This window comes from Paucilactobacillus suebicus DSM 5007 = KCTC 3549 (assembly GCF_001434475.1).
Lineage (GTDB): Bacteria > Bacillota > Bacilli > Lactobacillales > Lactobacillaceae > Paucilactobacillus > Paucilactobacillus suebicus.
In genome coordinates, this window is the sequence record NZ_AZGF01000006.1 from 18,419 (window position 1) to 39,803 (window position 21,385).

Genomic DNA, 21,385 nt, shown 5'->3' on the forward strand with positions numbered 1-21,385 from the left:
CCTCCGATATTACTTCTTGTAGTTGAAGTTAGGAATACTGTTCCAGCGTTGGCTGAGCCAGATAGCTGCTGCCTTAGGTTCACGTGAACGAGTGAAGATTCCCTTCTTGTTTCCTTGAACACGTTGAATTCCAAATTTAGTTTGGAAATCGGCAAAGTTCCATAGTTGTTCACCGACAAAGTTATCGATCTTATCAAACACTTCAGCATTCATCTTGTAGTAGTTGACCTGATATTCTTCAGAGAATGGCTCGTTATAGGCGCTATGCATCCCGGCAACAGTATCTGCGCCAAATTCGGTAAACATGATTGGCTTATCCGGATACAGTTCTTGCCAAGCTCGTAATTCTGCTTCCTGGTCCTTTGCGGCGGTCTTGAGGTCACCAGTATTAATGTACCAGCCGTAATAGCGATTAAGTGCCAGAATGTCGACAAGGTCAGTACATCTGTCCTTACCCGCCGTCGATAACATGATGTTCACAAATGTGCAAGGGCGTTTTTGTGGATCAAGTTTTCTAGCTAATTCAAACATTGGAGCAAAATATTCATATGATCCATCAAGGAATGTTGCTGGTTCGTTAGCAATTGACCAAATGACAACACAAGCGTGGTTCTTATCCCGAGAAATCATTTCTTCAATCACTTGTTTATGTGCTTCTTGAGTGTCGATATCGTGCCAGAACGGGTTCTTCTTATCAGCGCTTGCCATGGCTCCAGAAATATCAAAGTTGAACGCTGGCATCAGCCCTACTGCTGGTGTTTCATCAATCACCACAATTCCTTCGCGATCACAAAGGCGCATCATTTCTTCAGAGTACGGGTAATGTGATGTTCGGAACGAGTTAGCACCCATTTGCTTAAGCAGGTTCAAATCCAAAACATTGTAAGCTTCGTTGATTCCTTTACCGTTAACGTAGGTATCCTCGTGCTTACCAAACCCCTTAAAATAAAATGGCTTACCATTGATCAAGAATTGTCCATCTTTAGCCTCAACGGTTCTGATTCCGAATGGTTCTGTGTAAGTATCAACCGTATTGCCATCCTTGATAATCGTAATTTCAGCATCGTACAGGTAAGCACCCAGTGGTTGCCACAAGTGTACATTGCTCAATGAAATGACACTGTCAGCGTCTGATGCTTCACCAACCGTTTGGCCATCTTCATCTTTAATCTTGATTTTGATCTCGTCATAGTCATCACTGACAGAAACTGCAATGTTCACGTCTGCAATTTCTTCGTCCAAATTAACATCAGGATTAATGATAATGTCGTTGATGTATGTCCAGGGAGTTGCCACTAATTCAACATTACGGTGCAAGCCAGCATAGTTGAAGAAGTCGAAGTTTTCGTCAACGTGATGCACAATATTGCCATTTTCATCTTTAGTTTCGCTGTAATTACCAACTGGCAACGTTGTTTGGTCTAAAAGATTACTTAATTTAACTGAAACACGGTTAGTACCGGCTTCAACGACATCATTAATTGGCAAATCAAACGGAGTAAAGCCACCCTTGTGATGTCCGATTAGATCACCGTTGACATAAACCCAGGCTTCATGGGTTGCAGAACCAAAATGTAGGGTTAGGCGTTGATCTGTCAAAATTGCGGGAATTTCGAATTCACGCTCATACCATACATAACCACTATGCTCACGGATATCTTCATCAACTGTTTGATCGTTGAACGAAGCCGGTACCGCCATCACCTTATCTGTACTGAGCTTTGTTTGCGGATTATTCTCACGACCAGGTTGCTGCAGGTCAAAATTCCAAATACCATTTAGACTTGTAACCGTACGTGTTGCAGTTGAAGTTGGAAATAACATCATAAATCACTCCTATAAGTTTTTTAGCCTTTATCTTGTAAACGCTTACTTGTATGTTAGTATATTTATTTGGAGCGATATTTAACTATTTTTCTGTAATTTATACTATTTTGCTTTCTTTTGCTTTTTTCGTCATTTTAATTGTCAATCGTGATGTAATACGATTTCACGGACTGGAGCGACCGTTTATGATTTCAATTTTGGACTATAAATCACTAGCCATTTCTCTTAACACAATCAGTGGTGTACCAGTTAGGCTGTGCTCTCTCCACCTCGAACCGTTGTATGAGAGTCCAGACGCCAAACAAACCGTCCCTGGCTTTCACACATTACCGTTGGATCCAGGAGATTGTTGTCGAGCACAAGACGGCTCAGGAATATACTTAGCCGTGGGTATTTGGCACGAAGATTTATTGGGTTATCTAATCGCCGGACCCTATCAGCAACTGAGCGATGCGCTTCCCCGAATCATGATTAATTTGGGTAAAACTGGTCCCGTTGAGATTCATCTTCACGACCAACAGGCATATATTCCTCAAATTGATACAAGTGATGAGATGACCGAAGAAGAAGCCGGTGAAGCCAGCCAAGTGCTTAGTATTTATGTGGCTCAAAATCAACTCATGGATGCCATTGCTAACGGTGATCAAAGCCAGTTAACCCAGATAGTTAATTCAACGATTCAAAATATGCATCCATTTCTTAATCGAATCCCTAGTCGGGAACTACGAGCTGCTAAGAATATCATTTTTGTGTACAATACCCTTTGCAGACTTGCGGCAGAACGAGGATCGGCTAGTAAATTGCTGATTGATAAGTTGTCATCAAAATATGCACTTCAAATTGAAAAGCTGGCATCAATTGATGAAGCAATTAAACTAATTAACGAAATGCCGTTTCGCTACTGTGACCTGGTCATTGCGAAAAGAAATAAACAATACAATATGCGTGTCGCTGCTGCCATTGAATATATTATGTTGAATTTTCAAGAAGAATTGCAGCTAACAGATATTGCTCAAGCAGTACACACCAGTCCCACTTACCTCTCGCACCGCTTCAAAAAAGACACCGGTGAAACATTATTTTCATTCATCAACCACTACCGCATTAAGGTGGCCCAAGCTAAGTTGCGCGATGGTGATTTTACAATTTCAGAAATCGCAATTTCATCGGGGTTCAATAACGTCACTTACTTTAATCGGATTTTTAAAAAATATACCGGCACATCGCCACGGAAATATGCGCGTTTAAACTAAAAAGTGCAACAAATTACGATTTGCTTCCAGAATATAAGGTATTCAAGGTTAAAATCACGAATTTGGATTTTGACCTTGAATACCTTATATGGCCGGGAGCAGTCACTTGTTGCACGCTTAGACTAGATAAATCTAATTATTGTTCCATCCTCTATTTACTTTTCAAGTTGACAACGACACAGTCTTCCAGTAACATTTCTCAAAAATAGCTGGAGGTTATTATGGCTAAAAAGGATAAACGTTTTGCAGTGATTGTTTCAGAAGGAACGTTGTCTAGCACTAAAATACTTGTTGATAAACAGACTGGAGTTCACTATTTATGGCACGAAGAGAGCTACAGTGGTGGGCTAACTCCTCTGTTGGATGAGGATGGTAAACCGGTTGTAGATTTAACTGATTTCGATTAATAAAATTTCAAAATTAAAAGCCTTCCAAATTATTGGGAGGCTTTTTAATAGTGCTTATTCACTATCCTTGTTGTTCTTCATTATGTGCTCGATACTTAGCTAGTTTTTCATCAGTCGTCAAAATATGTTTCTCAGGCGCATATGACAACTTAATGTAGTTACTAATTCTGGGTGCACCGCTTTTTGTGACTGAAATTTGAATCTTGTTGAGTAACTTGATGAGATCATCTAGGTCGCCTTCAACAGTTGTTTCAAATGCCCCAACTTCGTACGAAAGGTTGCTTGCATCGATCTCTGCAATTGCAACATCTACTAGTCTTAACATCTCTTTAGTTGAATCTGCTTCGGGTAAAACTTGAATTGCCATCACTGCGTTTGCCATATTAGTATCTCCTCTTGAGTCAACTTATAGTAAAATAATTAGCTTAATTGTACGTTGCTTTAGTTATTTAAACAATGAATTTTTGAAAGTTTCACGTGAAACTTTTTTGACGACAAAGGAGCCTCTCAAATTTGAGAAGCTCCCTTTTGATGAGCGCAGTAATTCTTATACAACTTATTTAAATAATCTTCATTGCCATCAGCCATTGCGTGCTTCGCGTCTTCAATACTAGTATAGTAATTGCTTGAAAATTCTGCTTCACTTGCTGATTTAATGTCTATTTTTAAATTACTGTCGAACTGATACCGATCAAATTTTTCAACTGCGTTATTGATATCTTCACCTTTGAAAAGGTCCGGCGAACTGGTATCAAATAGTTGTGGTAAGAGATCACGATTAAAGGCATGAACAGTGATATGTAAAACAAACACAATTTCTTCTCTAGAATATTCTTTATTTTCTTCAAAAACATCTTTTTCAATGTACAGTGGTTTAGCCATTTAGAATTCACTCCCAATTTCATCCTATGAACTAAATTTCGTAGTTAATAATACAGTTGTTCGTTACTTTTTATTTAGTTACTTAACTTTATCACTTAGATTTACTTTGTCTAGTTACCGTTTGAAATCAATCTTAATTTCATTCTTAACAACCACTGTTCCGACACTTTCTAAAACCGAGTGTCCATTCCAGACTTTTCAGACTAACTCTGCTACACTGTGCGTAACTAAAGGAGTAGGAGGCTTCATCATGACTGAAAAATCGCTGTATCATACGTATGTTCAGAACCATAACGGCTTAACTGGCACTAGTTTTGTTGAAGGTAACGAAGGATTAGCACTCGGGGTATCAAGCTCATTGATTGATGATCCAGGAACTAACCCAGAACAGTTCATCGCTTTTGCACTATCAACCTGTTTTAACGCCACTATTCGCATCGTTGAAAATAGAGAACACACTGCTGCAGATTCACAGCTACGGACTAGAGTAGATATTGAAAAAGATGACATCGGCTACAAGTTCGTTGTTGAGGCACAAATTCGCATGCCTGAGCATACAGAAACTGAAGCACAGGCAATCATTGACCAAGCATTGAACGAATGCCCAGTGGCTAAGTTATTGAAAGAAAACGAAAATGTATCCTTCAAGCTTGTGGACGATTTTACTGACGAACCAACTTATGGTGAATAGGATCACAACAAAAACGCATCTGATTCAGGTATCGTTATTGCAACGATGTTTGAATCAGGTGCGTTTTTTTTGATATTCAATAACTAAGATCAAGTATCTAGACGAAACTAACGCTTTACCACTAACAAAAAATCTATTTCCAATAGTACCAAACGGACCAATTTCTGAGCTGCTTATTTTTCCAATCAGCAAAACTCAGTTCCCCTTCAAGTAAATCAACCTCATGTTTTGGATAATAAACCTTGCGACATTCCATTAAATTTTTCCAAACTACATCATTTGGTGAATTCAATTCATCAATCCAACTAAGGTCTTCCTTTACCATGAGTTCCCAACGATAATTGGCTTCAACCGTGAACTTGGTTTGACCGTCATATCGTTTAATTTCCCGACGCTTTTCTTCGATCTCGCGTAATACACAAGATCTAGAACAGTAAAACGTCCAATCAGAAACATCATACTGATCGAGACCGCTCAAAAACCGATATTGATTGGGACGCAATTTAAAATTGTCAAACTTTCCCTGATTCATAAAATGGCGAAATCTACGGTTGGCAACTTTACGCATTTGACCATTATGGTCCTTTAAAAACGGGTGTTTTTGGTAACTTCGACTCATTGCTGTGTCTAGACTGAACCTGCTTAAATACGATGATTGGTTGTGTAATGTGATATTAAATCATCTAACAAATTCAGTATCCTCCTGTCACAACTTAAGTGAGTCCGCACCTAACAGGATAACGATAATCCATATAATCATTCCTTTGTCATAATTTTGACCTCAGTATAACATTTTCAGAATTAGCTCTTAAACAATATGCATTGTAGTTCACTATGATTAATTAAATAAATTTAATGTCCTTAGCCTATAATTCGTTTTTAAATCAATGTACAAATAAACTAAGGAGTAGCACCATTAATAACCCAACAAATGAGTTAACGAATTCTAGTACTCCCCAAGTCTTAAGGTGTCTTTCAAAGAAATACCAAATGATTGTTGATACAAAATAAATCCACCATCATACATAAGAGTAGTTGTGTTACTACCACAGGCACACGCAAGCATCATCAATGCTGGATTAACATGAAATGCTACAACCATTGGTGCAACGATACCAGCAGCAGTGATGGCTGAAACGGCCCCTTGACCAGTCATTAAACGAATTAAAACTGTGATAACCCATGCAAGGATAAATGGAGAAATACTTGAATGACCAACTAAGTCAACAATCTTATCACCAATACCACTATCAATAATAACTTGCTTCATAACACCACCAGCAGCAATAACCATGATGACGTTAGAAATACCTTCAATAGCACTAGTCATATGATTAGTGATTTCAGTACCATTCATACCACGACGATAACCGAATAGAATCATAGCCACAATAACAGTAACTAACATACTGATTTCAGCGCCGCCTAAAAATGTAGCAAATTTGAATAACCAAGTATTCTTTGGTGCCAAGGATTTAACAATTGCTGAACACACAATTAAAATAGCAGGCAATAATGGCACAATAATACTTGCACCAAAACTTGGCAATTCAGATTTATCCCTTTTTTGAGCTGGTTTTAGAACATCGCCTAATGGCATCTTGTCCAAACCAGGAATAAAACGTTGAATTAAAACACCTGAGCAAATAATGGTAGGAATTATTACGATAAAACCAAGAACATAGACCTGTGCCATATCTGCGTGAAATGCGGTGACTAATGCCATTGGGCCAGGTTGGGGTGGAAAAATACTGTGTCCCATAGTTGCACCAGCAATTGTAGGAATAACCAATTTCATGTACGAAATTTTTGCTTCTTTAGCAATACTTATTACTAACGGCATCAATATCAAAAAAGCAACCTCATAGAACATTGCCATCCCGAAAATCATACCAATGAGTAGCAACGCAAACGGCAAAAGTTTTCGACCCATCGCATTGACAATTGTATCGGCAATTTGTTGTGAAGCTCCAGACTCAGTCATTAACTTACCAACAATAGCACCAAATATCACAATTAAAACCAGTGATGACATAACACTGCCAACACCAGACTCAATCGTAGTACCAATTTTTGTTAACGGCATACCTTCAGCAAACGCAATGAATAATCCAGAAATTAACAGCGCAATAATGTTATGAACTTTAGTTTTAACAATTAAGAAAACTAAAAGTAAGATACCAATAAAGACCCACAAAAGGGCCAATAAATCTGCTCCCAAAAAAAGACCTCCAAAAACAATATTAGCTTGCAGAAAACTAGTATATCTGTTTGCTATTTAAAGCCTAATGTAAACGCTTTAAATAGTCAATGACAAGTCAGATAAAAATAACATTATTATGTATTTATGTTTTTTTATCAGATAAATATGTATATATAAAGAGATATTATCTTAAAAGATGTACGGACAAATTTTTTAAATTAATTGTTTAAATTGGTAATTCTAGCATATCAGTTTTAAAAATAGATATATTAATTAAAAAATCTCTCCATACATATGTACAGAGAGATTACTGCCAATAAACTGTATCGATTTAATCACATTCTAGGAAATTGAACTTACTAAATCGATTATATTACTCAGATTAGCACGGGTTCATTGGCATAACACTATTTCAAAAATTACCTAATAGCATCAAATGCATTATTTAATTGATCATATCTATCCGATCTAACAAAAATAGGAATTTGATCAAGTGGCGCACTAACACTAATATTCTGGCCTCCATTTATTACTTCACCAGTATATGCATTAGTCCATCTTGTTCCTTCTGGTAAATACACATTACGTAAATTTTCATCTTCGTATAGAATAGGTGAAATAAGAACACTGTCACCAAACATATATTCATCTTCAATATTCCAAGAATTATTATCATTACTAAAATCATAAAATAATGGTCTAATTACAGGAGTTCCCTTATCATGAGCATTTGCCATCTGTATTTTAATATAATCACGTAAATTTTCTCGAAGATGCATATATTTTGTAATTATGGCATATGCTTTTTCACCATATGCCCACGGTTCAGTTGGTGCACCAGTACCCATTTTTCCGCCCCCGTGGTCACTTAAAGGATCAGAAAACGGATCTCTGGATCCATGCATCCTCATAACTGGACAAAAAGTCGCAAATTGAGTCCATCTAACAACCAATTGCTTAAATACTGGATCATTAATGTTTCCACCAGTAAATCCACCAATATCTGTTGTCCACCAAGGAATTCCCGCAATCCCCATATTTAGCCCAATTGCTAATTGTCTCCGCATAGATTCAAAACTGGAATCAATATCGCCAGACCAGACCAGTGCACCATATTTTTGGCTACCAGCCCAGGCACTTCTGACCAGACTAATTATATTTGTTTTACCTTCAGTCTTTAAACCGTCAAATATGGTTTTAGCATACCCAACTGGATACAAATTTCCAACTTCAAGTACACTACCATTTTGATACCTATAATTATCAAAATCGTAAGCAGAATATTCAGGTTCGGCTTCATCCAGCCAAAAAAGATCGACACCCTTATCGTAATAATTTTTCTTCAATAATTTCCATACATAGTTTTGTGCATCTGGATTAGTAAAATCAACAAATCCATTATTACCCAAGAAATTCATTGTGATTTCGACTCCACGATCAGTTTTAACTAAATAACCATTATCGGCCATTTCTTTGTAATGACTGCTTGTTTCATCAACTGTAGGCCAAACTGAAACCATCAATTTAATACCCATCTTGTGCAACTCATCGGCCATTTTATTTGGATCAGGCCAATACTTTTCATCAAATTTAAACTCACCTGATTTTGGCCAATGGAAAAAATCGATCACAATAACACTTATTGGTAGATTACGTTTTTTAAACTCATGTGCCGCTTCCAATAATTCGTCTTGTGTTTGATAACGAAGCTTGCATTGCCAATAACCCATTGCATAATCTGGCATCATCGGCACAGTTCCTGCAACTTTAGCATATTGTTCTTCTATAGACGCCGGGCTGTCCCCACTGGTAATCCAAAAATCCATTTCTTTAGTTGCGTAGGATGTCCACTCAGTTATATTTTTAGCAAAACTAACTGCCCCAACCGCAGGATTATTCCACAAAAAACCATAACCTTTATTTGAAATATAAAATGGAACAGATGCCTGAGAATTTCGCAATGCCAGTTCAAGTTTAGATCCCTTTAAGTCAATGTAATCTTCCTGATATTGACCCATACCAAATATTTTTTCGTCCTTATTAGCTTCAAATCTTACGTTCAGTTTAAAATCTCCACCTGGATTTCCCTGAAGGCTACACCAATCAAGGTCCAAGGAACTTTTAAATCTTTTAGGAGCGATATCATCACTTGCAGGATCAGGATAATCCGTACGAGTCCTTTGCCAACCTTTCAGTAATGTCTCTCCATTTTCATTATAGAAAGAAAGATCACCATAATAGTTTATCTCTGCAGTTATATTGCCGTTTGTAATCTTACCAGAACGCTTGCTAGAACTTATTTCAATACTAGCATTATAGTTTTCAGCCACTGGCATTGTTAAAGCATTATTTAAATCAGTGAATTCAGAATACTTTGTATTTCTCACTCGAAAACTATTTTCTCCCCATGGTTGAATAATCATGGTTGAACCATTCTCTTTGATATAAAGAGATCCATCTTTTTTATATAACAAGTTTACGCCTCCAACTACAAGTCAATTTTCTATTGCTTAGTTTATTTGTTTTCTACTTCTTGAGAATCATCCTTGATCTGCTGTTTACGTGGTGCAAATTTCATAACAGCAAGAACCAATATCAATAACACAATACCAATTACACCAGCAGCCACCAAGGCAGCACTTGGAGATGCATTACCAGAAATCTTTGCAATACCGCTATAAATGTAAGGTGTTAAAAACACACTAACGTTAACGAAAATAAGCATGACTGAATTACAGAAATTTACTAATGACTTAGGAGCAACTTCTGCGATCTGATAGTAGAGAAATGCTGGAGCAAATGTAAATGCAGCTGTAACGATAATTAATAATATGGCAGATACCATCAAACTATTGGTAAATGACATACCAATCAGTGCAGCACTCATTGCAGCAATTGCAATTGGTAATAAGGAATTTTTAAGCACTTTAAACACAGGAGCAAAAATTATTCCGACGATCATACCTGTTATTGACATAAAGCTCATGACAAAGCTAGCACTCGTGGCACTACCAAAGCCCTTTCCAGTTATTAAAAGACCATATTTAACAATCATGCCCTCCAACATAAGTTGTAAAACTGCATAGTACGCGAAGAACAAATATACTCTCTTGCTGAGCTTACCTAATCGAGTCCAAATAGATTCATTAGAAGTATTAGAACTAATATCCATTTCAGGTAAAATAATCATAACCAGGAAGAAAATAATCAAGATGATGGAATAGCTCAAAAAGCTAGCACGCCAGCTAATTTTTAAAAGTACACCTGCTAGCATAGTCAGAAGAGTACTTGATAAACTTGAAACAGTACCAATTAGTCCAAGCATCTGTGCACGCTCATTACCAACATAGAAATAAGAAACAATACTAAATGCCATTGGGTTCAGTAACCCAATACCAGCTCCAAAAAAGAATCGACAAACTAACACCATGTAAATATTAGTGGCAAAAAACGGCATTACACCTGCAATAAATGAAATAGCCAGCCCAATTAAGGCCACTTTCTTATATCCCAATTTTCCAGTTAATAACGGACTAAGTGCAATAAAAATAAGAATAGCTAAACTTGGTAAAGTACTGATTGATTCTACCAATGATGATGGAACATTCGAAAAATCAGCTTCCACTGCTGGAATTGCACCAGAAATGATACCAGCAGCACTTGTATCAATTGAAATACATAAAATTGAGGCCTTAAACAAGAAACTAGATATGTTTCTACCAGAATTAGCAGCCATTTTGTTCTTCCTCCTAAGATACATCTATAAAATTGCCTATATTCCATAAGTACAAAAAGACAAAAATTAGTTACAAAATCACTTGTAAACGTTTACAAATACATTGTAACTAGTTCCAATCATTGACATAATGGCTATAATTATAAGAAAAGTAGCGAAAATAAACTTATGCAGAGGAGAACAAACATTTTGGAAAATAAACTATATTTGTTTAATTTATCAAAGTTACCAATGTTCTATGTCTCAGGATACCTGGATATTTCTTCAAATTGGCAACATAAACATATGTATCAACAAGGAAATTGGGAAATTATTTTTGTATTAGACGGTGTAATTTATTTAAATATTGAAGGACAAGAATACGAAATACACAAAAATAGTTATTTCCTAGTACCGCCATATAAAAACATGGAAGGATATAAAGAATCACCAGTTGGGACTAGAATGCTGTGGATTCATTTTTTCCCAAGAGAAGATGTGAAAGAAGTAGAAAATATAGATAATTCTGACTATTATTCATCATTGATACCTCAACACGGAATAATGTATGATTCAGATCCGCTGCTAGTCATTGCATATGAAATTCTAGACTCGGCTCAAAAGAAAAAGGGGTTATCAATCGATCTTCAAGTTACACAACTACTTATGCAGCTAGGAGAAGATTTTAGACAAGCTAGTATTCATAGCAGAAGCTTAGATAAATCTATTGAGAATATAGATGTTTGGATTGACGCACATTTGGATGAAATAGACACCGTTGCCGACATTGGATTAGCATTCAACTTCAATTCTGTCTATTTAAATAGACTTTTCAAAGATAAACACCATACGTCTTTGTATCAATATGTAATAACTCAAAAAATAAAGAGAGCAGAAAATCTCTTAATATCCTCAGGTATTCCAATATCAGAAGTATCAAAAAATTCATTTTTCAAAGATAAAAGAAACTTTTCACGCACTTTCAAAAAAAGGGTTGGTATTACACCAGAAAAATATCGACAGCTTTTCAAAAGTAAATTTATAAATTCACCATCATATGATCCTGAAATACCAGTACCTGAAAGAATTAAAGTAGAGCTTAAAAAAAACAATAGTAAAAGTACATAATTATTTATTTACAATGACGTCCTTTTACTTTATGGATAAAAACTTCAATAGAGTAACAAACATCTCAAATGCAACCGTAACTTAATTATCTGCGGTAAAAACCGCATCACTTATGATATGGACTACCCTCATTAATCATAAAAGCCCGATAAACTTGCTCAGTCAGCACCAATCTCATCAGCTGATGTGGCAACGTAAAACGACCAAATGAGATTTGTGTATCAGCACGTTTCAAAACTGTGGGTGTTAATCCCAATGAACCACCAATCACGAACGTGATATCAGAATGACCATAGGTAGTTAACTGTTGAAGTTCAGCCGCAAATTCTTCGGATGACCGTTCTTTACCCTTAATGGCAAGGGCATAGACATATTCACGATCTTTAATCTTGGCCAAAATTCGTTCTCCTTCTTTAGCCATCACTTCATCCATTTCGGCTTGACTCAGAGATTCCGGAGCTTTTTCATCTGGCACCTCCACAATTTCAAATTTACAAAACCGACTCAAGCGTTTTGCATATTCACTAATTCCTGCTTTAAAATACTTCTCCTTGAGTTTTCCTACGCCAATGATTTTGATGTTCATAACTACCGACCTTTCAACAAGTTATCCACAGAGTTTTCCACAGGCTGTGGGTAATTACGAACATATTTTCGCCCATTTTTTCTCCACAGCTAATTTTTGAGAAATTTATTAAATTTTTTTATCCACAGTTTTACACAGAAACATTCGTTCGATACGGCATATGTATAACGTTGATATATCAACGTTTATGCACTGTAATATTACAATCTCATAAGTTATCCACAAATTACCATCTTGCCTGTGGATAACTTTTCAACGCCAACAAACGCCCGTTTAACGGTTTTTCATCTTTACAAATTAGTATAACAAATATTATCCACCAAGTTTTCCACAATTAAAATTTTCTCACGTTACCCTTGCTTTTTCCCACATGAACTTAATCTTTTCTTAAATAGCTATTTGTTCGTAAATTATCCTACTATTACCTTTTAAATCGAATTAAACCCGAACGTTGAAAACGAAGGTTCGTTTTTTCAATAAACTAACATCATTTTATGCATCCAGAATAAATTAACGTTTATACATAGACCGTCTATCTCACTCATAGATTCCCCATATTTAAAAAAATGACCAAACAAAAAAGCCCAGAACCATCATTAGCATTCTGAACTATCTCTTTTGTCAGCTGTTTCAACCATCCACCAACATCATCTCACCATTTTGGTTTAACTATCGCCGGTACCCACACTATTGATTTATGTTGATTGGATGAATTGAAATTGCTTTTGTATGGTAATTATTATAGGAGCTGTTAGGTGGTTTGACATCGGTTATTTTGTACAAATATTGGTTGGGTTTTTGGTGATTTTTTTGCGGATGATCTTTGTATTTTTATAGCCGAAACGTGCAAAATGGGGCTGACCCCGGTCAGATAAGTCAAAAAAGCGGAATTCCTTCAAAGTTCACGAAGGATTTCCGCTTTTTCGTCTTATCTGCTGGGGTCATAACGCCCCATTTTTCACTCTATTTATTCCGAACTACTATCACTATCCAACGCCGAGGTCGATTCACTCAGCTTGATCGATCCAGTCTTCAACTGACCGTCACGATAGTACTTAACCGAAACCGTATCGCCGACCTTGTGCTTGTATAGCACGTCTTTCAGCGTTGCTTCTGACGTAATCTTCGTGCCATCCATTTCTGTGATCACATCATACTTCTTTAAACCAGCATTACCAGCGGATGATGGAGAGAGGATCTTCATGATCACAACACCCTTCGTCACACTAGTTGGTAATTTAAGAACTGATTTTTGTTGTGAAGCTGAGATATTGTCCAGACCCACTAATTCAATTCCCAATGCGGGGCGAGTGATTTTACCATTTTTAACTAGCTGGTTAATTACGCTAACCACTTCATTACTTGGAATCGAGAAGCCCATACCTTCAACGTCGGTTCCTTCATCATCACTGGATAGCTTCATTGAGTTAATTCCAACGACCTGACCAGCCATGTTGACTAATGGTCCACCCGAGTTACCAGGGTTGATAGCTGCATCCGTTTGAATAACCGTGGCATTACCAGTGGTATTGCCGCTATTGTCCTGAACTTGAACGGTCCGCTTCTTAGCCGAAATAATCCCCTTAGTCACTGAAGTAGCGTACTCAGATCCCAATGGTGAGCCAATTGCCAAAACGTCTTGCCCTGCCTCAATTTCATTTGAGTTACCAAAGCTGGCAACCGTTGTGACTTGTGATGAATTAATCTTGATTACCGCTAAATCGGTCGTTGCATCAGTACCAACGATTGAAGCATCTAGCTTCTTACCGTTGCTCAAGATAACTTCCAGTGCAGAAGAACCGGACACCACGTGATTGTTGGTCACGATATAGGCAGTGTTGCCGTCCTTCTTATAAATCACACCAGAACCTTCACTTTGAGCCTGAAGTGAGCTATTAGATGACGACGAGCTGGAGCTGTTGGTATTCGCACCATAGATACCTAATCCATCTGTACTGCTTGACTGATTAGTTAAGTTGACCACCGAGACAACTGAGGCCTTAACCGTGTTGAACGCCTTCGTTGACTGACTTGTCCCCGTCACCTTACTTTGGTTAACCTTGGTCCCGCCAGCCTTGCTGGATCCCTTTGGTACTGATGTCGAACTGGTACTACCTGCGTAACCGTTATTAATTAAATAACCGGCTCCGTATGCCAAGCCACCACCAATTAACCCAGCGATTAACGCAACAACCGCAACTTTCCACCATAAAGTAAAACGCCCATTTTTCTTGGGTTGATTCTGCTGATTATTATCCATCACACAACGCTCCCCTTGATTATTCATATATGTTAATCATACATAATTTTTGTGAAAAATTTATGAACTTACTCAATATTGATTATAGCGTATATAACTTGGTTGGTGCATCAGGTTCGGTGTCATGCAAATGAAAATCGTGATCTACCCCGAAGTCATGCTGTTCCATCATGGTTGTGACGGTTAAATGAGCCAGTGAGCGCATATTATTTTCCTGACTGCGGTGGCCGAGAAAGATTTGCTTCGTTTGATTGCCAATGACGCTCATCATGGTATTAGCGCCATCTTCATTAGATAAATGACCCTCATCACCCAAAATACGTTGTTTGAGGGGCCATGCATACGGCCCCATTCGTAGCATTTCCATGTCGTGATTGCATTCGATTAAGTAAGCATCGGCATCCTTAATAGTCTGTTCAACACGATCAGAAACATAGCCAGTATCCGTCAGATCGCAGAATGTTTTGCCATCATGGTGAACCTGGTAAAATTGTGGTTCGGCTGCATCATGTGACACCGCAAAACTTTCTACATCCATATCACCCATGCTCAGCGTTTTACCAGGCTCGAGAATGTGTTGTTGTTCAACTGGCACCTTGCCGATTTTGCTACTCATAGCGTCCCATGTGCCATGGTTAGCATACACATTCATGCCATATTTGCGCGCCAAAACACCGACACCCTTGATATGGTCGGTATGTTCATGCGTCACAAAGAGTGCATCGACATCGGTCAACGAACGCCCAATCTTTTCCATTAATCCCTGGATCTTTTTGCCACTTAATCCGGCATCAATCAAAATTTTGTGTTCAGGCGTCTCTAAATAAGTCACGTTGCCCGTACTACCACTGGCTAAAATACTGTAATGTAATTGATCATCTATCGTTTGCAAAATAATTTCCTCTCGCCTGTTGTTTCTCTTAATTAGAAGAAGATTCATTCAATAAATTAGAATTGGCCTTGATCAACGTTCCAGTAAACGCGTTAATCTGTCGAATTTGAGTACTATCTGTATTCTTCGTCTGAATGCCGATTACCCAAGTTGGAATATACACGTTATTGCCCTTAGATGAAAGTAGTTTGACGTACCCGAGCTTCGCCCACTTAATCTTTGAGTTGTTTGGAATCTCATTGTGTTGGTATAACCAGAAGACCGCCTTCTTTTGACTAATGGTCGTCTCCTCTTCACGAAGGATTTGAATATTACTCATGTATGTCTGAGTGTAGCCCGTAACGGTATCCTTATTGCGTACTTTAAAACGCAATTGGCCGTCATCTGACAGCACATGTAAATCTGGTCCCTTTTGAACGTAGACAATCATACCATCTTTTTCAGCGCTCAAGCGAGCATCGTAAACATAGTGGGTACCAAACAGAACCTTGCTTTGATCTTTAATCACCTTATTCAAAACCTTTTGTGGGTGAGCTGGATCAATCTTGATCGTTGACTCGAAAGTACTGTTCAATTCATTATCGCTATAACTGGCAACTTGGTTTTTCAGCTTTGAAACGTTATTTTGCAACGCATTATCATTTTCATCGCTGGAAATGTAATACCCTGACGAAAGCTTATTTGATAGCTTGCCAATTGTGATTGAATCATTCTTCATTTCCTTGATGATCGCAGATTCTTGACTAGTTGATTTGCTGGTCACCGTAAATGGTTTATCAGACGTCAACGACAAGCCAAGAAAAATATCAATCGCGATAAATGCAATCAAGAAGATCCATTGAATTCGGCGAAAGTTCATGGTTTGGCCCCCTTTCTTTGTTATTTGTTGTTAATTAGTGTCTCGTAGTTAGACCACTTACCTTGATACTTAACGTAGTACGCTGGTTTTAGGTTAATTACTGAATTAGACTTACGACTATTGCCCCACTCATACTCGATACGCATATCTTGGATATCGGCCGTTTTAATCCCAGCATTATTCAAAGACGAAAGCACGTCCTCAGTTGATGGAATGCTTTGCTTTGAGTTGTTAGGAATTGGAACTTCCAAGCTGTACAAAGAGAAGTGATACGTTTGTTTACCACTCTTCGAATACTTAAAGTTAACAGTTCCATAGCCGCGATCATTATAAATAGGGAAATCCTCAACATAAGTCCGGTAGGTAACTTCCCGATTTTTCGTACTCATTTCGTCATATCGAATATTTTCTAGCGAAATACCAATTTTAGATAGCTGCTTAAAGCTCTTGGTTAAGAATTGGTTTTCGGCAACTTGGTCAGTTCTACTGAGGAAATTCTCATATGTTGCCTTGCCATTTTTGCTATTGATAGTCATGCGTTTATCGCTACCGTCAGTATATGTCGTCACGCTGCCCTTTTTATGAACGGAAACGCTACTAGAACTACTTGTATCAAGAAGAGCATTGGTAAAACTGCTGTCACTCGTCTTAGTCATCATATAACTGTAGACCGGTACTGAGGTCTTCTTTGGAAAGGCAATGATGACACGCTTGTTGAGTAATTGTTCATCCACCTTAATTCTCTCAGTGCTCTTTTTAGCAACTTGTTTGATCTTATCGTAATCCGGTTTGCCCTTAATCCTAACTCGATAAACAGTCAGACTACCATCCTTAAGCAAATAAACTTCATGACTGCCGTTAGTTGGAATGACAATTTGATCGATTTCACTAATCTTTTTCTGATTAACGGATTGTTTAAACGTCTCGTTAAAAATCGACGTTGTAATGCTGCTAGGATAGTTCAATACCAGAGCATCTTTCTGATTTAAAACTGCCAAAAATCGCTGGTCATCACCGTTCGAAATTTTAGTGATATGACCAAATGCCATTTTTTCAACCTGTGCTTGAACTGTACTAGATAAATTACTCTTTTTTGCGTACAGCAAAGATTGGCCACCAGTTTTGCCGTTACGCACCACTTGATTTGGCAAAAAAGTGTCAGCAATCGTCTTGCTGGTCAGCTGGCTAGTACTACTAGAACTGCTACTATCGTGTTCCTTGCCAAAACGGGATGGATTGGTCCAAATCAAAAATGATAGTCCTAAACTGACCAAGATAGCAATCGTTAAAACGATCGGTAGCCAATTACTTCGAATTTTGCGAATCATCGTCCCATTCATCTCCCTCATACGGTACATATGGCAATGAAATGTAGAAGGTCGAGCCACGGCCTTCAACACTATCGACCCAGATTTGACCGCCCAGCATATTAATAACTTCCTTAGAGATGGCGAGTCCTAGTCCAGTCCCACCCTGCTTTCTTGAGCGGGCCTTGTCAACACGGAAGAAGCGATCAAAGACATGCGGAATATCGGCGCGTGGAATTCCCAAACCTTGATCAGAAATACTTAAAATCACATGGTTGTGGGTTTCCAGCAGACGGGCAGTAATTACCCCACCATCCGGCGAATACTTAACAGCGTTATTCATCAAGTTATCAACGACTTGGGTGAACTTGTCAGTATCAACCTCTACCCAAAGGTCCTTCTTGGTGAAGACACGATCAATCGAGTATTTTTTACTTGATTCGTCTTCATTTTCATTTTTCAAAATCATATCAAAGCGATTCAAAATATAATTGAATAGCTCATTCAAGTTGACGTACTCCAAATCAAGCTTTGAAGTACCGGAATCCATTCGAGACAGGCTGAGCAGATCATTAATCATACGAATCATGCGATCTGTTTCATCCTGGACAACTTTCAGGAAGCCTGGTGCAACGTCTGGATCTTCCCAAGCACCGTCGGTTAATGCTTCAACATAACTACGCACACTGGTTAATGGTGTCCGCAATTCGTGTGACACGTTAGAAACAAATTGTTTCCGATCTCGATCAACTTTTTGCTGCTCGGTAATATCATGTAGCACACAGACTAAGCCACTAATGAACCCGGATTCTCGCTGAATTAGTGAGAAGTAGGCGTGTAAGATCAATTCACGATTACCACTGGACAAATCAATGATAACTTCGTCCTGATTATCTAGTAGTTCACGAATTGTGTAGTCTTTACGGATATCAAGAACGTCTAGAATGGATTTACTACGGACTTCATCAGGTGTCGTTGACAATAGATCAGCCGCTGTTTCGTTAATAATTGTCACGTTTCCACGACGATCAGTAGCGAGAACTCCATCAGACATGTGCGTTAGCACTCCGTCCAATCTCCGTCGTTCGGCTTCAGTAGAGTCTTGAGCCTCTTCAACACGCACTGACAAGTTATTAACTGCACCTGCCAGTTGACCCAATTCGTCATTTCCATAAACGTGCACTTGACCAGAAAAGTCCCCACGAGCGATTCGGATAGTCTGTTTCTTCATTTCATCGATCGGCCGGGTTATTGCCCGGGAAATAACTATTGCCATGAATAATCCTAAGATGATCGCAACTAGCGCGGCTGACAGATAAATCAACGTGATACTGTTAATATTCGCGTACACGCTTTCTAGGTTAGCCTTAATGTAGAGCACACCAACCACGTTATTATTACTGCTGGACGTGTTCAGCAACGGAACCGCCGAAACATAGTAGCGGGTATTGTTGGAATCATCGTACACATTTTGATTGTATGAACGGTTATTATAGATGGCATTCTTAACGTTCTCATCGGTCGTCTTTTCACCGACAATCGACTGATTGTTAACGTTACTGGTACCACGAATGACGCCTTTACTGTCAAAGACACGAATTTCGGTGATGTTCGAATTGTTAACATCAGATAAAATCTGAGAAATTTGCTTATTTGCAGACTTCGTATTCGTCCGTACTAGCTGTTCAGACAAAGAGTTATCGACATATGATGGTAATTCAATTTGTTGTTTAAATGTACTGAGATTTTGACGTTCCAATTGACGCACAAAAACCGCCCCAACGACTTCCAGCGTTAATATCAGCATTAGCGCAAAAACGAGAGCGATTTTAAAGTGAATCGATTGAAAGAATTTAATCTTGCTGTTCAAGATATGTGGTACTCCTAGTCATTTTCAGGATTGTTCAAGTAATATCCAACCCCCCGACGCGTGATTAACCACGTTGGGTGGCTTGGATTATCCTCAATTTTTTCACGAAGACGACGGACAGTCACATCGACAGTCCGCACATCACCGAAATAGTCATAGCCCCATACGGTTTGGAGCAAATGTTCACGTGTCATTACTTGGCCAATGTGTTGGGCTAAGTAGTGCAATAATTCGAACTCACGGTGAGTCAATTCAATATTTTCACCACGCTTAGAAACAGTGTATGCTTCCGGATGGATCGTTAAATCGCCAACAGTAATGTCGGCATTCTCATCTGGTTCAGCAGATTCGACCGTCTCCTGACGACGCAGGTTAGCTTTAACCCGCGCAACCAGTTCACGGTTAGAAAATGGTTTAGTGACATAGTCATCAGCACCTAGTTCGAGGCCCAAAACCTTGTCCAGTTCTGAATCTTTAGCTGTCACCATGATAATTGGTGTCGTATGATTAGCCCGTACTCGTTTGGCAACTTCGAGGCCATCAACCTTTGGTAACATTAAATCCAAAACAATCAGATCAGGGTTTTCGCTTTCAACCTTTTCCAGGGCTTCCTCACCATCGTACGCAACGACGACGTCAAAACCCTCCTTCGCTAGATTGAACTTAATGATGTCAGAAATTGGTTTTTCATCATCAACCACTAAAACTTTCTTCATATGATAAGTTCCTCCACAATTAATTCACTCAATTTATTATTACTAGTCATTTTGTTTTCTTCATATCTTCACAAGTAGTTTTATTATACCACATGACAAATATTGCGCATTATAGGTAGTTCTTCTTCAAAAAGTTAGAATTCTCTCATTTTACATTTTTTTCAAAAAACAGTGTTGACGTACGTCTGTCTAAAATGATATTATATTCTAGTCGATAAGATATGACATGGGCAGTTAGCTCAGCTGGCAGAGCAACGGACTCTTAATCCGTGGGTCCAGGGTTCGATCCCCTGACTGCCCATCAATCAACAATTAGCTTGTTATTACGCCGTGGTAAAACACCGTAGTGACAAGCTTTTTTCTTGCATAGATTTTATACCAAACGAATAAAAAATGATACTTATTTTTTCATTTAATTGGTGCACAGTCAGTGGGCTGTGTACATTTTTTCAATCTACTTAGATAATCACGTCAAAAAAACAGCATTATATCTGCCATCCAGGTAGTTATAATACTGTTTTTTGATATCTATTTATTTTCTTCAACTAAACCTTTCTTATTTATCACCGTTTAATTCAACCAATATTTGTTCACGTCTGCCAATTGAAGCACCTACAATATATCTACCACAATTATTACAGAAACATGCATCATCATTTTTAAATCCACATTTTGGACATTTTTCATAAGTTAGCCTCTCTTCATCTGTTTTATTTTTCGTACTGCAATTTGATATACTGAAAGAGCACAAAAGAGTTTAATAAATGATATCTGGTATTTTAGAAACTG

The 21,385-nt window shown here is 38.2% G+C and carries 18 protein-coding genes and 1 tRNA gene; 5 read left to right on the plus strand and 14 right to left on the minus strand.

From position 1 onward, the window contains the following. Positions 1 to 9: 9 nt before the first annotated feature. Entirely contained in the window at positions 10 to 1,824 is a 1,815-nt protein-coding gene (uidA, locus tag FD16_RS03745) for a beta-glucuronidase (RefSeq protein ID WP_010621030.1), read from the minus strand. Positions 1,825 to 2,012: 188 nt separating this feature from the next. Between uidA and FD16_RS03750 the strand changes: the two genes are divergently transcribed. Together FD16_RS03750 and FD16_RS03755 are read left to right on the plus strand one after the other, a co-directional pair. After that, positions 2,013 to 3,080 (plus strand): helix-turn-helix transcriptional regulator, encoded by a 1,068-nt coding sequence (locus tag FD16_RS03750; RefSeq protein WP_010621029.1) that lies wholly within the window; start codon positions 2,013 to 2,015, stop codon positions 3,078 to 3,080. 221 nt (positions 3,081 to 3,301) lie between these two features. Continuing rightward, positions 3,302 to 3,487, plus strand: a complete 186-nt coding sequence (locus FD16_RS03755; protein WP_010621028.1) for a DUF6440 family protein — start codon at positions 3,302 to 3,304, stop codon at positions 3,485 to 3,487. Positions 3,488 to 3,548: 61 nt separating this feature from the next. Here FD16_RS03755 and FD16_RS03760 read toward each other — a convergent pair whose 3' ends face one another. Together FD16_RS03760 and FD16_RS03765 are read right to left on the minus strand one after the other, a co-directional pair. Continuing rightward, a complete protein-coding gene (locus FD16_RS03760) occupies positions 3,549 to 3,869 on the minus strand; it encodes a thiamine-binding protein (protein WP_010621027.1) in 321 nt (106 codons plus the stop codon). A 125-nt stretch (positions 3,870 to 3,994) separates the two neighbouring features. Further along, positions 3,995 to 4,369, minus strand: a complete 375-nt coding sequence (locus FD16_RS03765) for a hypothetical protein (RefSeq protein ID WP_010621026.1) — start codon at positions 4,367 to 4,369, stop codon at positions 3,995 to 3,997. Between the two features lie 250 nt (positions 4,370 to 4,619). Here FD16_RS03765 and FD16_RS03770 point away from each other — a divergent pair, with 250 nt between their 5' ends. Beyond that, positions 4,620 to 5,060 (plus strand): OsmC family protein, encoded by a 441-nt coding sequence (locus FD16_RS03770; RefSeq protein WP_010621025.1) that lies wholly within the window; start codon positions 4,620 to 4,622, stop codon positions 5,058 to 5,060. 133 nt (positions 5,061 to 5,193) lie between these two features. Here the strand turns inward: FD16_RS03770 and FD16_RS03775 are convergent, their stop codons facing one another. The 4 genes from FD16_RS03775 to FD16_RS03790 all read right to left on the minus strand — a co-directional run bounded on the left by FD16_RS03775 (position 5,194) and on the right by FD16_RS03790 (position 10,999). Further along, positions 5,194 to 5,679, minus strand: coding sequence for a hypothetical protein (locus FD16_RS03775; protein ID WP_010621024.1), 486 nt, complete (start codon positions 5,677 to 5,679; stop codon positions 5,194 to 5,196). 327 nt (positions 5,680 to 6,006) lie between these two features. Continuing rightward, on the minus strand, positions 6,007 to 7,281 hold the full coding sequence (locus tag FD16_RS03780) for a gluconate:H+ symporter (RefSeq protein WP_010621023.1): 1,275 nt from the start codon (positions 7,279 to 7,281) through the stop codon (positions 6,007 to 6,009). Positions 7,282 to 7,682: 401 nt separating this feature from the next. Next, a complete protein-coding gene (locus FD16_RS03785; RefSeq protein ID WP_010621022.1) occupies positions 7,683 to 9,737 on the minus strand; it encodes a glycoside hydrolase family 31 protein in 2,055 nt (684 codons plus the stop codon). 41 nt (positions 9,738 to 9,778) lie between these two features. Then, a complete protein-coding gene (locus FD16_RS03790; protein WP_010621021.1) occupies positions 9,779 to 10,999 on the minus strand; it encodes an MFS transporter in 1,221 nt (406 codons plus the stop codon). A gap of 189 nt (positions 11,000 to 11,188) precedes the next feature. Here FD16_RS03790 and FD16_RS03795 point away from each other — a divergent pair, with 189 nt between their 5' ends. After that, complete coding sequence (locus tag FD16_RS03795; protein WP_010621020.1) at positions 11,189 to 12,106, plus strand: helix-turn-helix domain-containing protein; 918 nt, start codon at positions 11,189 to 11,191, stop codon at positions 12,104 to 12,106. A gap of 106 nt (positions 12,107 to 12,212) precedes the next feature. Here FD16_RS03795 and rlmH read toward each other — a convergent pair whose 3' ends face one another. The 7 genes from rlmH to yycF form a co-directional block, all read right to left on the minus strand. Beyond that, positions 12,213 to 12,692: a 23S rRNA (pseudouridine(1915)-N(3))-methyltransferase RlmH gene (rlmH, locus tag FD16_RS03800; protein WP_010621019.1), complete on the minus strand. Its 480-nt coding sequence runs from the start codon at positions 12,690 to 12,692 to the stop codon at positions 12,213 to 12,215. Between the two features lie 967 nt (positions 12,693 to 13,659). Beyond that, a complete protein-coding gene (locus FD16_RS03805; protein WP_010621018.1) occupies positions 13,660 to 14,952 on the minus strand; it encodes a S1C family serine protease in 1,293 nt (430 codons plus the stop codon). 82 nt (positions 14,953 to 15,034) lie between these two features. Then, positions 15,035 to 15,844 carry an MBL fold metallo-hydrolase gene (locus FD16_RS03810; protein WP_010621017.1) on the minus strand — a complete coding sequence of 270 codons (810 nt, stop codon included), beginning with the start codon at positions 15,842 to 15,844 and terminating at the stop codon, positions 15,035 to 15,037. Positions 15,845 to 15,872: 28 nt separating this feature from the next. Next, positions 15,873 to 16,703, minus strand: coding sequence for a two-component system regulatory protein YycI (locus tag FD16_RS03815; RefSeq protein ID WP_010621016.1), 831 nt, complete (start codon positions 16,701 to 16,703; stop codon positions 15,873 to 15,875). Positions 16,704 to 16,723: 20 nt separating this feature from the next. Further along, a complete protein-coding gene (locus FD16_RS03820) occupies positions 16,724 to 18,031 on the minus strand; it encodes a YycH family regulatory protein (RefSeq protein ID WP_010621015.1) in 1,308 nt (435 codons plus the stop codon). Then, complete coding sequence (walK, locus tag FD16_RS03825) at positions 18,009 to 19,880, minus strand: cell wall metabolism sensor histidine kinase WalK (RefSeq protein ID WP_010621014.1); 1,872 nt, start codon at positions 19,878 to 19,880, stop codon at positions 18,009 to 18,011. Before walK ends, FD16_RS03820 begins: the two co-directional genes overlap by 23 nt. A 14-nt stretch (positions 19,881 to 19,894) precedes the next feature. Beyond that, entirely contained in the window at positions 19,895 to 20,596 is a 702-nt protein-coding gene (gene yycF / locus FD16_RS03830; RefSeq protein WP_010621013.1) for a response regulator YycF, read from the minus strand. Between the two features lie 228 nt (positions 20,597 to 20,824). Here yycF and FD16_RS03835 point away from each other — a divergent pair. Next, a tRNA-Lys gene (locus FD16_RS03835) sits at positions 20,825 to 20,897 on the plus strand. The last annotated feature ends 488 nt before the right edge of the window (positions 20,898 to 21,385 follow it).

Bases quoted from the DNA above. Each gene is read 5' to 3' on its own strand.
- uidA (WP_010621030.1), bottom strand. From the start codon at position 1,824: ATGTTATTTCCAACTTCAACTGCAACACGTACGGTTACAAGTCTAAAT.
- FD16_RS03750 (WP_010621029.1), top strand. From the start codon at position 2,013: ATGATTTCAATTTTGGACTATAAATCACTAGCCATTTCTCTTAACACA.
- FD16_RS03755 (WP_010621028.1), top strand. From the start codon at position 3,302: ATGGCTAAAAAGGATAAACGTTTTGCAGTGATTGTTTCAGAAGGAACG.
- FD16_RS03760 (WP_010621027.1), bottom strand. From the start codon at position 3,869: ATGGCAAACGCAGTGATGGCAATTCAAGTTTTACCCGAAGCAGATTCA.
- FD16_RS03765 (WP_010621026.1), bottom strand. From the start codon at position 4,369: ATGGCTAAACCACTGTACATTGAAAAAGATGTTTTTGAAGAAAATAAA.
- FD16_RS03770 (WP_010621025.1), top strand. From the start codon at position 4,620: ATGACTGAAAAATCGCTGTATCATACGTATGTTCAGAACCATAACGGC.
- FD16_RS03775 (WP_010621024.1), bottom strand. From the start codon at position 5,679: ATGAGTCGAAGTTACCAAAAACACCCGTTTTTAAAGGACCATAATGGT.
- FD16_RS03790 (WP_010621021.1), bottom strand. From the start codon at position 10,999: ATGGCTGCTAATTCTGGTAGAAACATATCTAGTTTCTTGTTTAAGGCC.
- rlmH (WP_010621019.1), bottom strand. From the start codon at position 12,692: ATGAACATCAAAATCATTGGCGTAGGAAAACTCAAGGAGAAGTATTTT.
- FD16_RS03805 (WP_010621018.1), bottom strand. From the start codon at position 14,952: ATGGATAATAATCAGCAGAATCAACCCAAGAAAAATGGGCGTTTTACT.
- FD16_RS03815 (WP_010621016.1), bottom strand. From the start codon at position 16,703: ATGAACTTTCGCCGAATTCAATGGATCTTCTTGATTGCATTTATCGCG.
- FD16_RS03820 (WP_010621015.1), bottom strand. From the start codon at position 18,031: ATGATTCGCAAAATTCGAAGTAATTGGCTACCGATCGTTTTAACGATT.
- yycF (WP_010621013.1), bottom strand. From the start codon at position 20,596: ATGAAGAAAGTTTTAGTGGTTGATGATGAAAAACCAATTTCTGACATC.